Raw genomic sequence first — 15,311 nt, forward strand, 5'->3', positions numbered from 1 at the left:
TCGCCGCCATCAAGCGACATATTGCATCGAAATCCTTCTGGGCAGCCGCGCCCTTCGCCACATTGCCCCCCGAGACCCGGCATCCTATCAGAATCGTCATGGACCAGATTGAGCCCTTTGCCGAGATCACCCACCAGACCGCCGTCTTCGCGGACGGGATGGCGCTGGACTGCGGGCGCATGCTGCGGCAGATGGCGGTCGCCTATCGCACCTATGGCAGTCTCAATGCCGAGCGCAGCAATGCTGTCCTCATCTGCCATGCCCTGACCGGCGACCAATATGTGGCCGAGACACATCCGCTGACAGGACGGCCGGGATGGTGGGCCAATCTCGTGGGGCCTGGGCTGCCGATCGACACGGATCGTTTCTTCGTCATCTGCGCCAATGTCCTGGGCGGCTGCATGGGCTCCACCGGGCCGCGCAGCCCGCATGACGAGAAGCCGGGCGAGCCCTGGGGTCATGATTTTCCGCCCGTGACCATTCGCGACATGGTGCGCGCCCAGAAGAAGCTGGTGGATCAGTTGGGGATTACCCAGCTTTTCGCGGTGATCGGCGGCTCCATGGGCGGCATGCAGGTGCTGGAATGGGCCGCGACCTATCCCGAACAGGTCTTCGCCGCCGTGCCCATCGCGTCCGGCGCGCATCACTCGGCCCAGAACATCGCCTATAACGAAGTCGGGCGGCAGGCGATTTTCGCCGACCCCGATTTCAACGATGGCGAATACTGGCGGTCCGGCGTCATCCCGGCGCGGGGCTTGGCTGTCGCGCGCATGGTCGCCCATATCACCTATCTCAGCGAAGCGGCGCTGACGCGGAAATTCGGCCGGCGGCTGCGCGATGCCTCCAGCCTGACGCTGCTGGACGACAAGTTCGAGGTCGAAAGCTATCTGCAATATCAGGGCAGCGCCTTCGTGCGGCGGTTCGACGCCAATTCCTATCTCTCCATCACCCGCGCGATGGATTTCTTCGACCTTGCCATCGACCGTGGCGGTGACCTTTCCCGCGCCTTCGCCGGCACGCGCACACGCTTCTGCCTCGTCTCCTTCAGCTCGGACTGGCTGTTTCCGACCAAGGCCACGCGCGAAGTGGTCAATGCGCTGATCCGGGGCGCGGCCAATGTCAGCTTCGTGGAGATCATGAGCGACAAGGGGCATGACGCCTTCCTGCTCGACGAGCCCGATTTTCACCGCACGCTGGCGGGCTTCATCGCAGGCTGTGCCGAGCATCGCGGATTGCCGCCGAAGGAGACGCCGTGATGCCGGACGGAAGCCTGCGCTCGGCGCGCGAGCCCCATGCCGCGCGCCCGATGCGCGTCGATCTGCAACTCATCGCCGATCTGATAACGCCGGGCAGCCGTGTGCTGGATATCGGCTGCGGCGATGGCGCTCTGATCGGCCATCTGTTCCATACCCGTGGCTGCGATGCGCGCGGCCTGGAACTGGACATGGCGCTGGTGACGCATGCGGTGGCGCACGGCGTGCCGGTAATGCAGGGCGATGCCGATACCGATCTGGTCCATTATCCTGACCAGGCCTTCGACTATGTCGTGCTGACGCGCACCTTGCAGGCGGTGGAACGGCCGCTGGAAGTGTTGCAGCATATGCTGCGCATCAGCACCCGCGCCATCGTCAGCTTTCCCAATTTCGGCCATTGGTATCTGCGCGCGCAGCTTGGAATCACCGGCCGGATGCCGATGACGAAAAGCTGGAACCGGATGTGGTACGAGACGCCCAACATTCATCCCTGCACCATTCAGGATTTTTTCGACCTTTGCAAAGCCGAAGGCTATGTCGTGGAACAATGGCTGGCGCTGGACGATGAAGGCCATCGCGCGCCCTGGCGCCGCTTTCCTTGGCTGGCCAATCTGTTCGGGGAGCAGGGGCTGTTCGTGCTGCGGCGGCGATAAAGCGTTTCAGGTTTGGATTGAAGTGCCTCCCCAGCCGTCATGCCCGCGCGAGCGGGCATCTTCTATGCCTCCTCGCAATGCCAAAGGAAGAAGATTCCGGCCTTCGCGGGAATGACATCGTTTCAATGAAAACCTGAAATGCGATAGTCCAGCCGCCATCAGCCGGCGTCGGAATTGCTGCCCTCGAAGCGCATTGCGGCAATCAGCACCTGTAGGCGCTGGGCGGCCGGTGACAGCGCGTTGTCCTGGCTGCGGATCAGCAGGACAGGCTCGACCGAAGCGGCGTCGATGATCGTGACCTGCCGCACGGCTTTGCCGTCATAGGAGGTGCCGGCACGGGGGTTGGTATAGGACAGGCCGAGGCCAAGCCCGTTAGCGGCGAGGCTGCGCATCGTTTCCATCGTGCCGGCATGATGGGCAATCGTCGGGCGCAGACCGGCTTTCTCGAAAATTTGCAGCATATGGGCGCGGCTCAAATCCTGTTCGGTCAGAATGATCGGCTCGGCGGCGACAGCCGCCAGGGTCGCGGCTTTGCCGCGCGTGAAGGGATGGTTGCGGCCGACCACGACTTACAGCGGCAATTCCATCAGCGTCTGCCGCTGGCAGGATGAATCAAGGCCAAGATTATAGGTGATGGCGAGATCAAGGTCAGGCCCTCTGCCGATCTGTGCCGCGATTTCCTCGAAGGTCAGGGTCTGCCAGCGGATGGCGACATCCGGCAGTTCCCGCTGGGCGCGGGCCAGGATCGGCGCCAACACCAGTGGTGCCAGATCCTTGAAAACGCCGAGGCGGACAGGGCTTTGCGGTACCGCGTCGTCCAGCGTCACCAGGTTTGTTGTGTCATCGATGATCCGGCGGGCGCGGAGCAGAAATTCCCGTCCGAAGGATGTCGGCGTCATCGGGCTGCCCGGCCGCCGCCGGAACAGCGGCTTGCCCAGGATCGCCTCGATCTGGGTCAGCGCCACGGACAGCGCGGGTTGTGAGACATGAAGGGCGGCGGCAGCGGCCGAGACGCCGCCATAGGTTTCGATCGCGACCGCATATTCCATCTGGCGCAGCGTGACCGATAGCATGTGCCTATGCTGTCCATGAGAATATATTATTCGTTTTTATGGGATGGCTGAGGCAGGCTGGTCAAGCCGCAGGATCAGGGGATGAGCATGGCCGTATCAGAACAGCAGATTGTCGATTTCCAGCGGGACGGCGCTGTCCTCATCAAGGGGCTTTTCGCGCCATGGGTTGAGACACTGCGTGCGGGCGTGGCGCGAAACATGGCCGAGCCCGGCCCCTATGGGTCCGAAAACGTGAAGCCCGGCGAAAAGGGCCGGTTTTTCGACGATTACTGCAATTGGGAGCGTATTCCGGAATTCGCCGAGGTCGTTCGCCAGCCTGCGGTCGCGGCGGCTGCCGCGGCATTGATGCGGTCCAATAGCGTGCAGATGTTCCATGACCATGTGCTGGTGAAGGAATCCGGCACTGCCAAGGCCACGCCCTGGCATCAGGACAGCCCTTATTACTTCGTGGAAGGGCAGCAGACCGTCAGCTTCTGGTCGCCGCTTGACCCGGTGAAGGCGGCCAGCCTGCGCTGCGTCGCGGGATCGCATCTCTGGGAAAAGCCGGTCCTGCCGTTGCGCTGGGCATCCGAGCAGACTTTCTATCCCGATCCCAGCGCCTATCGTCCGGTGCCGGACCCGGACGCGGAAGGCATGACGGTGCTGGAATGGGAGATGGAGCCGGGCGATGCGGTCGCCTTCAATTTCAAGACCCTGCACGGTGCCCGTGGCAATGACAGCGGAATCAACCGCCGCGCCTTCTCGTTACGTCTGGTCGGTGACGATGCGCGCTATGTGGAGCGGCCGGGCCGCACCTCGCCGCCCTATCCGGGGCATGATATGCAGCCGGGGCAAAGGCTGCGACAGGACTGGTTTCCCTATTTGCGCGGCAGCGCCTGACGCTCCCCATCGCTGCAGGCAGGATCGCATCCGGGGGCGCCGCAATGGCGCGGCCTCGCTGGGCCGGCGAGGTCGATGACCGGTGCGTCACGCGGCGCTTCCACGGGCCTTGCCGCCAGCAATTGCGCCACCACGGCAATGGCGATCTCGGCCGGCAGTTTGGTGCCGATGCCGGGCAGCCCGACCGGGCAATACAGCCGCTCGATTGTCATGTCATCCAGTCCCGCGCGGCGCAGGCGGCTGGCGAAGCGGGCGCGTTTCGTCGCGGACCCGATGGTGCCGACAAAGCTGAGATCGGGGCGGCGCAAAGCCGTCTCCGTCAGATCGAAATCGACCCCATGGTCATGCGTCATGATCAAAACCGCCGTCCCGGCCGGCAGGGTCGCGATATCGCTGGCTTCGGTTGTCGTCCGCACGCGCGTATTGCCGGGGATGGCCAAGCCGTGCAGCACATCGGCGCGGCTGTCGAACCACAGCAGGCGGCAGGGCAGGTCGCCCAGCAGTTTGGCGACGGCGCGGCCGACATGGCCGGCGCCGAAAATGGCGACTGTCCAGTCGGGCGGGCGGATCGGCTCGAACAGCACGGTGGTCGCACCGCCGCAGCATTGGCCGAGCGCCGGGCCGAGCGGAAAATCCCGCGTCACCGGCAGTCTGGCGCCGCTGGTCAGCAGGGTACGGGAATCCTGGATACTCTGGAATTCCAGATTGCCGCCGCCGATCGTGTCCCAGACATGAGATGCCGAGACAACCATCTTGACCCCGGCCTCGCGCGGGGCGGACCCCTGGGCGCGAATGACGCTGACCAGGACGCCCGCTTCGCCCTGGGCGTCAAGAGCGCTCAGGGCGTCCAGCCAGGCCGGCATCACTCGGCCGCCTTCGCATCTATCGGCGCGGCCCGGCCGGCGGCGCGCAGATGTTCGATGGCCAGCAACACGCGCTCCGGTGTTGCCGGGGCGTCGAGATGCGGGGAAAGTCCGGCATCGCCGAAGGCTGCCACTGCATCCTTAATGGCGTGAAAAACGGAAATACCGAGATTGAGCGGCGGCTCGCCCACCGCCTTGGACCGGAAGATAGCGTTTTCGCGGTTGCGTCCGGCCTCATAGATGCGGGCGCGGAAGACCGGCGCCAGGTCGCCGATGGCCGGAATTTTATAGGTGGAGGGCGCATGGGTGCGGAGCCGCCCCTTGGCATCCCAAAATAATTCCTCCGAGGTCAGCCAGCCCGCGCCCTGCACGAAACCGCCTTCGATCTGGCCGAGGTCGATGGCCGGGTTCAGCGACTTGCCGCAGTCATGCAGAATATCCACCCGTCGCTGCCGATATTCCCCCGTCAGCCCATCGACTTCCACTTCCGCGACGGCCGCGCCATAGGCGAAATAATAGAAGGGCCGTCCGGTCTGCGTCTCCGCGTCGAAATGGATTTTGGGTGTTGCGTAAAAGCCGGTCGCAGACAGCGATACGCGCTGCATCCGCGCAAGCTTGGTGATCTCGGCGAAGGGCAGGCGGTGGCGTCCGGCGATGACCTCGCCATTCGCGAAAATCACGGCTGTCGCCGGCACGCCGAAAGCCTCCGCCGCCACATGGGCCAGGCGCTGCTTGATGGCGTGCGCCGCCGCCTGCGCCGCCTTGGCATTGAGATCGGTGCCGGCGGACGCCGCTGTCGGCGAGGTATTGGGGACTTTCGCGGTGCTGGTGGCGGTGACGCGCACGCGGTCGACCGTGATGCCGAATTCCTCCGCCACGACCTGCGCAACTTTGATGAAAAGCCCTTGCCCCATCTCGGTGCCGCCGTGATTGAGCAGGACGCTGCCGTCGGTATAAAGCTGGATCAGCGCGCCGGCCTGATTGAGATGAATGGCGGTGAAGGAAATCCCGAATTTCACCGGCACCAGCGCGATGCCGCGCTTGATCCAGCGGCTGTCCATGTTGAAAGCGGCAATCGCCGTCCGCCGGGCCAGGTAGTCCGATGTGCGGACAAGCTGGTCGACCAGTTCGGCGATGATATTGTCTTCAACCACCATGCCGTAGGGCGTGACGTTGCGCGTCGTGCTGCCGTAGAAATTGCGCTGGCGGATGATCAGCGGATCGCGTTTCACATGGCGCGCGATCTCGTCCAGCACATGCTCGATCGCCATAATGCCTTGCGGGCCGCCGAAGCCGCGAAAGGCGGTGTGAGACGTCGTGTTCGTGCGGCAGCGATGCGAGAGGATGGAGACATTTTCCAGGAAATAACAGTTATCGGCATGCATCATCGCGCGGTCATTGACGCCGGTTGACAGGTCTGCGGAATGGCCGCAATCGCCCGCCAGCATGAAATGAATGCCACCGATGACGCCCTGGTCGTCGAAACCGACGTCGTAATCGATACGGAAGGGATGGCGCTTGCCGGTGATGATCATATCGTCATCACGGTCCATGCGGCATTTGACGGCGCGGCCGGTCTTGGCGGCCAGCAGGGCCGCGATGGCAGCGGGAATCGCCGCCTGGCTTTCCTTGCCGCCGAAGCCGCCACCCATGCGCCGCGTTTCGCAGGTGACGGAATGATCGGGGACATGCAGCGCATGCGCCACCAGATGCTGCAATTCCGATGGATTTTGCGTGGAGCTTTGGATGAGCATATCGCCCTGCTCGCCGGGATGCGCGACGGCGATCTGCCCTTCCAGATAAAAATGATCCTGCCCGCCGACGTAAAGCGTGCCGCGCAGCCGCTGCGGACTGCGGGCGATGGCGGCCTCGGGCTCGCCGCGCTTCATCAGGCGGCTGGGCGCGACGCGCGCATCCTCCCGCGCCAATGCCTCATCCAAAGTCAGTACCGGGGGCAATGGGTCATAGGTGACGCGCGCCAGGGCTGTCGCCGCCCGCGCTTCCGCCCGCGTCCGCGCCGCGACGGCGAAAAGCACCTGTCCGTGATAGGTCGTGATGCGCTCGGCAAAGATCGGGTCGCCGGGAAAGATCGGCCCGATATCATTGATGCCGGGCACATCCTCGGCTGTGATAACGGTAAGGACGCCAGGGGCCGCGCGCACCGCTGTCAGGTCAAGCGACAGGATGCGCGCATGGGCTTCGCTGCTGAGGCCCATGGCCGCATGCAGCAGACCGCGCGGCTCAGGCAGGTCATCGATATAAAGCGCCTCGCCGCTGACATGCAGGCGCGCGCTGTCATGCGGAATCGAGGCGCCGACAGGGCCGGTCATACCGGCAGGCTTTCCGGCTGATCGAGCCTGATCCGCGCCGGCATTTCGCCCGCCGCCGGATGTTCCAGGTAGAATTTCAGCAGCAGGTTGCGCGCGATCAGGCTGCGGTACGAGGCTGAGGCGCGCATGTCGGACAGGGGCGTGAAGGCGTGGTCGATTCCGGCCATCGCGGCCTCCACGGCCGGAAGTCCCCAGACTGCGCCTATCAGTTTCGCTTCCACATCCCGCGCGCGGACAGGTGTCGCCGCCATGCCGCCATAGCCGATGCGGATGGAGCGCACGCGCTCTCCGTCCAACGCGAAAGAGAAACCGGCGCAGACGGCTGAGATATCCTGATCGAAGCGCTTTGAAACCTTATAGATGCCAAGCCGCAGGTCGGGCGTGGGTTTGGGAATTTCGATGGCCGCCAGCACTTCGCCCGGTTGCAGATCGGTCCGCCGATAGCCCTTGAAAAAATCCTCCACGGCCAGCCGCCGTTCGCCCTTGGCGGAAACGATGACGAGTACCGCGCCCATCGCGATCAGCAGGGGCGGCATATCGCCGATGGGGGAGGCATTGGCGATATTGCCGCCGATGGTGCCGCGTTCCCGGATCTGGCGAGACCCGATGCGCCGCAGCAGCGTCACCGTTTCTGGGTGCAAAGCCGTCAGGCTCGCCATGGCATCGGCGTAAGGCACGGCGGCGCCAATCGAAAGCAGCGTTTCGGTCACAGCGATCTTGCGGAGTTCAGGAACGTGCTCGGTCGCGACCAGCAGGGCCAAGGATTGCCGCTGCTTTGTTACCCACAGGCCGATATCGGTGCCCCCGCCCAGGATCAGCGCATCCGGGTGGTGGGCCAGAAGCCTTGTCAGTTCATCCAGAGAGCGCGGGGCGACGAAGCGCCGTCCGCTACCTGTGACATCGAGCGTTTCCGCGCCGCTATCCAGCGCATTGAGAGCAGCGGCCAAAGTTACAGCGTCGGCCACTCGGTCTTCCGCGCCGCGCGGTTTGGCGAGGGCGCTGCGCGCCGCGTCGTAAATCGGCCGGTAGCCTGTGCAACGGCAAAGATTGCCGGCCAGCGCATCGGCAATCTCCGCGCGCTCAACCGTGGCACCTGCCTGATGCAGCGTCGCCAGAGACATGACGAAGCCGGGCGTGCAGAAGCCGCATTGCGCGGCGTGATGGTCCATCATCGCCTGCTGCACCGGATGCAGCTTGCCCTCCGGTCCGCGCAGATGCTCGATGGTGACAAGCTGTTTCCCGTCGAGCGCGGCCATGAACATGATGCAGCTATTGACGGGCCGATAGCGAATGCCGCCCGTGCCATCGCGTTCCGCCAGCATCACGGTGCAGGCGCCGCAATCGCCTTCGGCGCAGCCTTCCTTGGTGCCGCAGAGGGTTTCGTCGTCACGGAGATAGTCGAGGACGGTCTGTGTCGGATCGACGTCCGACAGGTGGCGCGGCTCATTGCCGAGAAGAAAACGAATGCCGGTCCGCAAATCGCTTCGTCCTGCCTAAGGGATAGCGGTTCACGGTAGGAGGCCGGTGGCAGTGGCGTCAACGGAATTGGCAGTGACGGTTTTTCACCCGGCTCAGCAGCGGGAGGGTGGCACGGCTGTCGCGGTCGGCGTCGATCAGCACGGGCACCACGCAAGGCCAATCTCCTTTTGCCAGAAGACCTGCCAGGGCCGGCCCCGTCATCTGGGGCGTCACGAGCAGGATATGCAGATCGTCCGGGGCGGCGGTGAGAAAGGCGGAAACAATGCCGACACCGTCATTGCCGCGCGGCAGCAGCACCAACCCCCGCGGCCCGGCCGCCGCCCAGGCCGCGCGGGCCGCCGCGCCCTCGGGCTGCATCGTCTCCGTGCGTGTCAGCAGCCCGGCCAAGGACATCCCCTGCACCGCCAGCAGAAGGGCGAGGCATGAAAAGCCCGTGCGGCGCGGAAGACAGGAGATCGCCTGGGCCAGAAGCAGGGTGAAAGGCGGGATGGCAAAACACAAATAACGGATTTCGACGGGGATGGAGCGGGCGGCCAGACCCATCAGGCCAAGCCCCAGCACGGGGGCCACCGCTGCCATGGCAAAGAGGGCAGTGGCCGGGCGGTTCGCCATCCGCCGCCAGAGCAGGCAGGGCAGCGCCAGCATGGCGGCCAGCAGAAGGCCGAGCAGGCCGGTCAGCAAGCCAAGCCACAGGCCACTGGGCACATAAAGCGGCAAGCCGCCCAGCAGCGCGCCGCCAGCGGCATGGGCCAGGGCCTGCGCCATGCCACCCCAACTGAAAGGGGGAAACTGGCCGATGCGGCTGTCGCGCTGGGCCAGAAAGAAAAACAGATTGGCCCCCGTAAAGGGCAGCAGCCCGATCAGCAGCCAAGCCGCCCGCGTCCGGCTTTGCGCGGCCAGCCACAGCAGGGCCGCGACGGCCGTAAATGCGGTGAGATAGTTCGTGAAACTGGCCGCACCCAGCAGCAGGCCGGCGGCCAGCGGCGCCCGTCTGCCGTAGGGCCACCGGAGCAGCAGCCAAAGGCCGGAGAGCATCAGGCATTGCGCCATGGCGAAGCCGCGCAGGGCGATGCCGGTTTCCACAAAGCCGTAACTGCCGAGCGTGACCAGCAGGCTGGGCAGCACGGGGAAGGCCGCCTCGCGGGTGATGGCCGCCAAAGCCGTCAGGGCGCCCAGGCTGAACAGCACGGACAGCAGCCTCCCGCGCCACAAATCAGGCCCGAAGATGCGCCGCCACGCCCAGACGGTCCAGAAATACAGCGGCGGATGCACATCCGTCCGCCGCAGATTCTCTCCAATATGCCAGGGTGTCGGTGACGGTAAGAAGGCTGAGCGGATTTCGCCGGCGCGGAAGGGTACCGTCGGCCAGTCCGGGCGGGGTGTCGTGCCGGTGACGAAAGCGGTGTAGCCCTCGTCATACTCCGGCCCACGCAGCCGGGCGGCGGAGGCCAGCAGCAGGCCGGCAAAGACCAGGGCCGTCAGCACGGGGGGTGGGCGCATGACCCCTTATCGGCCGGCTGTCCATTTAGATTCAATTATGAAATGATCAAATGCCGCGCACGGGCCGTTTCATTGCCGCCGGGCAGGGGGCGTGCTACCGCGCGGCGATGGCAGACAGCCTCTCCCCCGACCCGATCGAACCCGCGATCAAGCCGAAACGCCCGAAGCCGGAGCGTGTGCGGAAATTCCGTACGCCCAAATGGTTCAAATGGCTGGTGCGGCACCCCAGGCTGAAGGACGGTTTTGCCCGTTTCGTCGGCTTCTATCTCGCCCTGGTCTACCGGACCACGCGCTGGGATTTCGTCGGGCTGGAAAATCTGTCGCCGACGACCGAGCGGAATACCGCCGGCCTCGTCTGCTTTTGGCATGAGCGCCTGCCCATGATGTCGATGCTGGCGATCGAGGCGCAGCGCCTCGGCGCGCATATGAAGACCTATGTCCTGGTCAGCGGCCATAATGACGGGCGCTTCATCGGTCAGGCAGTCGGGCGCTTCAATCTCGGCACCGTCATCGGCTCCTCCTCAAAGGGTGGGGCCACCAGCCTGCGCAATATGCTGCTGCTGCTGCGGGACGGCAGCAATATCGCCATCACGCCCGATGGGCCGCGCGGTCCGGCCAAGGTGGCCGCTGCCGGTGTCGCGCAATTGGCGGCTGCCACCGGTGCGCCGATCTACGCGGCCTCCGCCCAGTGCCGTCACCATATGCGGATGCCGAGCTGGGACAGCATGATTCTGCCCTTCCCGATCCCCTTCAGCCGGGGCGTCATCGTGGTGGAACCGGCTTTCACCATTCCACGCAGCAATTGGGCCGAGCATCTGCCGATTGTGGTCGATGCGCTCAATGCCGCCAGCGCCAAGGCGGACCGGCTCTGCGGCATCAAGCCCGCTGCCGATACGTCGCCATGACCTTGCCGCTCGCCCTTTGGGCCGGCCTCACCCGCGTCTCCGCGCCGGCTCTGCGCATCATGCTGCGCCGCCGTGTCGGGCGCGGGAAAGAGATCGCCGAGCGCCTGCCTGAGCGTGAGGCGATAGACCCGACGCCGCGCCCCGCCGGACGGCTGATCTGGATGCATGCGGCCAGTCTGGGCGAGACCATGTCCATTCTGCCCGTGCTGGCCATTCTGGCCGAGGCGCCGGGCAGCCTGCTGCTGACTACCGGCACCGTCACCTCCCAGAAGCTGCTGGCCAAGCGCCTGCCGGAAATGGGCCTGGACGGGCGCGTCATCCATCGCTTTGTGCCGCTGGACGTGCCTTGCTGGGCGGCGCGCTTCCTGGACCATTGGAAGCCGGATGCGGCCGGTTTCGTCGAAAGCGAGATCTGGCCGAACCTGCTGGCCGCCGCCGCGCGGCGCAAGATTCCCCTCATGCTGGTCAATGCCCGGCTATCGGCCCGCAGCCATAGCCGCTGGAAATTGGCCGAGCGCACGGTGCGGCAAATTCTGGGCTTTTTCAGCGTCATTCATCCGCAAAGCGCGCAGGACGGCGAACGCTTCGCCTCCCTGGGCAAGACGCCTATTCTGCCCGCCGGCAATCTGAAGCTCGCAGCGCCGCCTTTGCCGGTGGACAACGCCGTGCTCTCGCAATTGTCGACTTCCATCGGCGGGCCGGTCTGGGTCGCCGCCAGCCTGCATCCGGGCGAGGATGCGCTCATCCTGCAAACGCATGCGCGCCTGTCCATGACCCATCCGGGGCTGCTGACCATCATGGTGCCGCGCCATCCCGAGCGCGGGGCCGAGATGGCGGCTGCCGCCGGCGGCGCGCCGCGCCGCAGCCTGGGCGACAATCCGCCCCGGTCAGGCGGTGTCTGGGTCGCCGATACGGTGGGCGAACTCGGCCTCATCTACCGCCTGGCGCCGCTCGCCTTTCTGGGCGGCAGCCTGATCCGCCACGGCGGGCAGAATCCGGCCGAGCCGGTGCGCCTAGGCCGGGCCGTGGCCGTCGGGCCGCATACCGAGAATTTCACCGATACCGTGGCGCTGCTGGAAGCCGGTGGCGCGCTGACGCGGGTCGTGGACGCTCAGGCTTTGGGCAATTGGCTGGATGCGCGGCTGAAAGACCCCTGGGGCACTTCGGCCATGGGCGAAAAAGGCGCAAAATTGCTGCAAGCCTATGCCAGCCTGCCGGCGGAAATCGCCGGGCATCTGTCGCGCCTGGCCGCCGGCACCCCGGCTATCGACGGGGCCTGAGCCGCAGATGCATGCGCCGCGCTTCTGGGCGGAAGGCGGCTGGCCCGCCACGCTGCTGTCCCCCTTCGGCCTGATCACCCAAACACTCACCGCGCGGCGTGTGGCCAAGACCGGCTGGCAGGCACCGGTTCCGGTCTTCTGCTGCGGCAATGCCAGTGTCGGTGGGTCTGGCAAGACCACGCTGGCGCTCGACCTGCTGCATCGCCTGACGGCGATGGGCGCCAACCCGCACGCGCTGCTGCGCGGCTATGGCGGCAAGACGCCGGGGCCGCTCTGTGTTGACCCGGCGCTGCATGACGCATCGGTGGTGGGTGATGAGGCTCTGCTGCTGGCCGAAGCCGCGCCGACCTGGGTTTCGGCGGATCGCGCGGCGGGGGCGCGCCTGGCCGTGGCGGCCGGGGCCGGGGCCATCGTCATGGATGACGGGCTGCAAAATCCCGGTCTCGTCAAAACCAGCAGCCTGCTTGTCATCGATGGCGGTTTCGGCTTCGGCAATGGTTTCCTTCTTCCCGCTGGCCCGCTGCGTGAGCCAGTCGCCGAGGCAGCCGGCCGCAGCGCGGCGGCCGTGCTGATCGGCCGGGATGAGTGCGATGCGCTACGTCAATTGCCGGCGACGCTTCCCGTATTGCAGGCGCGACTTATGCCGAAGCTGAGCCATCTGGACCCCGCCGCCCGCTATCTTGCCTTCGCCGGCATCGGTCGCCCGGAAAAATTCTTCTCCGGCCTGCGCGAGGCCGGTTTGCAACTGATCGGCGCGCAGGCTTTTGCCGATCACCATCCCTATACGGCCTCCGAATTGTCCGGCCTGCGCCAGCGCGCCAAGGCGGCGGGCGCGGTTCTGCTGACGACACCGAAGGACCGCGCGCGGCTGCCGCTGGCGGATCGCGCGGGTATTGCCGTCGGCGGCGTCGGTCTTGCCTGGGATGACGCCACACAGATCGACGCGCTGCTGCGTGCGGCCATGGGGGCCTGATGCTCGCCTCTGGCTTCCTGATAACCGTGCTGGCGCTGCTGATCGAAGCGGGCATCGGCTATCCGCGTTTCGTCTTCCAGTCGATCAGTCACCCTGTCGTCTGGATCGGCGGGCTGATCGGCTGGCTCGACCGGGTGCTGAACAAGCCCGACCTGTCGGACTTGCATCGCCGCCTTCGCGGCGCCTTCGCCCTGCTGTTTCTGCTCGGCGTGGTCTTCGGCGCGATGCTGGTGCTGGATTTCATCCTGCTTGTCGCCTGCGGGCATTGGCTGGGCCTGGTCGTGCTGGCTGTGCTGGGCTCCAGCCTGCTCGCGCAGCGCAGCCTTTATGCCCATGTGGCGGCCGTCGCCGATGGGCTGGAGCAGGAGGGGCTTACGGGTGGTCGCCGCGCCGTCTCGCAGATCGTCGGCCGCAATCCCGAGCATCTGGACGAGGCCGGTGTCGTGCGCGCCGCGATCGAGAGCCTGGCGGAAAATTTCTCGGATGGTGTGGTCGCCCCCAGTGTCTGGGGCGCGGCTTTGGGGGTGGCCGGCATGGCAGGCTACAAGGCCGTCAATACTGCGGACAGCATGATCGGTCATCGCACCGAGAAGCACGGTGCTTTCGGCTGGGCCTCGGCGCGGTTCGATGACCTCATCAACCTGCCGGCCTCGCGGCTGGCGGCCGCGTTCATCCTCATTGCCGCCCGATTCCAGACGCTGGATTGGCGGTCCGGCGCGCGTGCCGTGTGGCGGGACGCCGGGCAACACCGTTCCCCCAATGCCGGCTGGCCGGAAGCCGCCATGGCCGGTGCGCTGGGCCTGCGTCTGGCCGGTCCGCGCGTCTATGGAACAACGCTGGTCGCGGACGGCTGGATGGGCGACGGCCGGCCGGATGCGACGGTCGCCGACCTGCGCCGCGCGCTCAGCCTCTATCGCGCCGCCTGCGCCGTGCAGATTGGGCTTATTGCGGTGGGCGCTATCGCGCTTGGTGTTTTGTAGTCTGCACCGGCCCAGCCTCGACCCGTCATGCCCGCGCAGGCGGGCATCTTCTCTGCCCGTGGTAGTGCCAAAGACAGAAGACCCCCGCCTACGCGGGGGTGACGATGCTTCCACGAAAATCGGGCAAACCCGAAAAACACCCTCAGCTGTTTCCGATAAGCACCCCGGTTGCGAAGACAAGCGCGCCGCCGAAGGCGACTTGAAGCGTGGCCGACAGCGGCGGCGTATCCATGAACTTCCAGCGCACCCAGCTGATGACAGCGAGTTCGACCAGAACGACGCAGATGGCGATGCTCAGAGCGATATGAAAATTGGGAATCAGGAATGGCAGGCTATGGCCCAGGCCGCCGATCGTCGTCATCAGCCCGCAGGTGACACCGCGCACGATGGGGGAGCCGCGCCCGGTCAGGCTGCCATTGTCGGACAGCGCTTCCGCGAAAGCCATGGAAATGCCGGCGCCGAGCGAGGCTGAGATGCCGACCAGAAAAGCCTGCCAGCTGCTGCCGGTGGCGAAGGCCGAGGCGAAAAGCGGGGCGAGGGTGGAGACAGACCCATCCATCAGCCCGGCCAGACCCGGCTGGATATAGCGCAGCATCAGGTTGCGGCGGGCGGCATCGGCTTCCGCGCCGCGCTCCCGATGGCTGAGATTGGCTTCCACCAGCTCGTCCAGCCGATGCTCATGCCCGCTTTCCGCCAGAGCGAGATCGCCCAGCAGCTTGCGGATGGCGGTATCCTGGCTGCGGGCGGCGGCCCGGCTGTAGAAGCGCTCGGCTTCCATTTCCATCGACTGCATCAGCGCGCGCGCGGCGTCCACGCTGATCGTCTGATGCCAGATCGGTTTGCGGGTCATGAAGCCGCGCACATGCTGGCGCCGGATGAGCGGAATATGGTCGCCGAATTTTTCCTGGAACAGATCGAGCAGGGAGCGGCGATGCTCGCTCTCCTCCTCCGCCATGTCCTTCAGGATTTGCGCCGTAGACGGATAATCGGCCCGCAGGCCTTCGCCCAGGTCGAGATAGATACGGCCGTCTTCCTCCTCATTGGCAATCGCCAGCGCGAGGATTTCTTTTTCGGAGAGGTCGGAGAAGTTTCGCATGGACGCAATTGTGACGCCCGGAATCGTAACGATCAAGTCGGTTTCGT

The 15,311-nt window shown here is 65.6% G+C and carries 12 protein-coding genes and 1 pseudogene; 7 read left to right on the forward strand and 6 right to left on the reverse strand.

Annotated elements, in window-relative coordinates; genetic code table 11:
- Positions 1–98: 98 nt before the first annotated feature.
- Both metX and metW read left to right on the forward strand, forming a co-directional pair.
- Positions 99–1,256: a homoserine O-acetyltransferase MetX gene (gene metX / locus ASILVAE211_RS01690; RefSeq protein ID WP_227319546.1), complete on the forward strand. Its 1,158-nt coding sequence runs from the start codon at positions 99–101 to the stop codon at positions 1,254–1,256.
- Between the two features lie 50 nt (positions 1,257–1,306).
- The gene (gene metW / locus ASILVAE211_RS01695) at positions 1,307–1,906 is read left to right on the forward strand and encodes a methionine biosynthesis protein MetW (protein WP_227320112.1); all 600 of its coding nucleotides are present in this window, start codon (positions 1,307–1,309) and stop codon (positions 1,904–1,906) included.
- A 158-nt stretch (positions 1,907–2,064) separates the two neighbouring features.
- Here metW and ASILVAE211_RS01700 read toward each other — a convergent pair.
- Positions 2,065–2,979, reverse strand: a pseudogene (locus tag ASILVAE211_RS01700) (LysR family transcriptional regulator).
- Positions 2,980–3,060: 81 nt separating this feature from the next.
- Here ASILVAE211_RS01700 and ASILVAE211_RS01705 point away from each other — a divergent pair.
- Entirely contained in the window at positions 3,061–3,858 is a 798-nt protein-coding gene (locus ASILVAE211_RS01705; RefSeq protein ID WP_227319547.1) for a phytanoyl-CoA dioxygenase family protein, read from the forward strand.
- Here ASILVAE211_RS01705 and xdhC read toward each other — a convergent pair.
- Genes xdhC through ASILVAE211_RS01725 form a run of 4 tightly spaced genes read right to left on the reverse strand, consistent with a single transcriptional unit; the run spans position 3,837 to position 10,030 of the window.
- Positions 3,837–4,721, reverse strand: coding sequence for a xanthine dehydrogenase accessory protein XdhC (gene xdhC / locus ASILVAE211_RS01710; RefSeq protein ID WP_227319548.1), 885 nt, complete (start codon positions 4,719–4,721; stop codon positions 3,837–3,839). The genes ASILVAE211_RS01705 and xdhC overlap by 22 nt on opposite strands.
- A complete protein-coding gene (gene xdhB, locus ASILVAE211_RS01715) occupies positions 4,721–7,051 on the reverse strand; it encodes a xanthine dehydrogenase molybdopterin binding subunit (protein ID WP_227319549.1) in 2,331 nt (776 codons plus the stop codon). The genes xdhC and xdhB overlap by 1 nt, the downstream gene beginning before the upstream one ends.
- On the reverse strand, positions 7,048–8,529 hold the full coding sequence (gene xdhA, locus ASILVAE211_RS01720) for a xanthine dehydrogenase small subunit (protein WP_227319550.1): 1,482 nt from the start codon (positions 8,527–8,529) through the stop codon (positions 7,048–7,050). Before xdhA ends, xdhB begins: the two co-directional genes overlap by 4 nt.
- Positions 8,530–8,587: 58 nt before the next feature.
- Positions 8,588–10,030 carry a glycosyltransferase family 39 protein gene (locus ASILVAE211_RS01725; RefSeq protein ID WP_227319551.1) on the reverse strand — a complete coding sequence of 481 codons (1,443 nt, stop codon included), beginning with the start codon at positions 10,028–10,030 and terminating at the stop codon, positions 8,588–8,590.
- Positions 10,031–10,080: 50 nt separating this feature from the next.
- On the opposite strand from ASILVAE211_RS01725, the gene ASILVAE211_RS01730 reads away from it, so the two are divergent.
- Genes ASILVAE211_RS01730 through cbiB form a run of 4 tightly spaced genes read left to right on the forward strand, consistent with a single transcriptional unit; the run spans position 10,081 to position 14,168 of the window.
- Positions 10,081–10,935, forward strand: a complete 855-nt coding sequence (locus ASILVAE211_RS01730; protein WP_227319552.1) for a lysophospholipid acyltransferase family protein — start codon at positions 10,081–10,083, stop codon at positions 10,933–10,935.
- Positions 10,932–12,215 (forward strand): 3-deoxy-D-manno-octulosonic acid transferase, encoded by a 1,284-nt coding sequence (locus ASILVAE211_RS01735; protein ID WP_227319553.1) that lies wholly within the window; start codon positions 10,932–10,934, stop codon positions 12,213–12,215. Before ASILVAE211_RS01730 ends, ASILVAE211_RS01735 begins: the two co-directional genes overlap by 4 nt.
- A gap of 7 nt (positions 12,216–12,222) precedes the next feature.
- The gene (gene lpxK / locus ASILVAE211_RS01740; RefSeq protein WP_227319554.1) at positions 12,223–13,188 is read left to right on the forward strand and encodes a tetraacyldisaccharide 4'-kinase; all 966 of its coding nucleotides are present in this window, start codon (positions 12,223–12,225) and stop codon (positions 13,186–13,188) included.
- Positions 13,188–14,168 (forward strand): adenosylcobinamide-phosphate synthase CbiB, encoded by a 981-nt coding sequence (gene cbiB / locus ASILVAE211_RS01745; RefSeq protein WP_227319555.1) that lies wholly within the window; start codon positions 13,188–13,190, stop codon positions 14,166–14,168. The genes lpxK and cbiB overlap by 1 nt, the downstream gene beginning before the upstream one ends.
- A 142-nt stretch (positions 14,169–14,310) precedes the next feature.
- On the opposite strand, the gene mbfA is transcribed toward cbiB, so the two are convergent.
- Positions 14,311–15,264 carry an iron exporter MbfA gene (gene mbfA / locus ASILVAE211_RS01750; RefSeq protein ID WP_227320113.1) on the reverse strand — a complete coding sequence of 318 codons (954 nt, stop codon included), beginning with the start codon at positions 15,262–15,264 and terminating at the stop codon, positions 14,311–14,313.
- Positions 15,265–15,311 lie beyond the last annotated feature (47 nt).

Source organism: Acidisoma silvae, assembly GCF_020618775.1.
Classification (GTDB): domain Bacteria; phylum Pseudomonadota; class Alphaproteobacteria; order Acetobacterales; family Acetobacteraceae; genus Acidisoma; species Acidisoma silvae.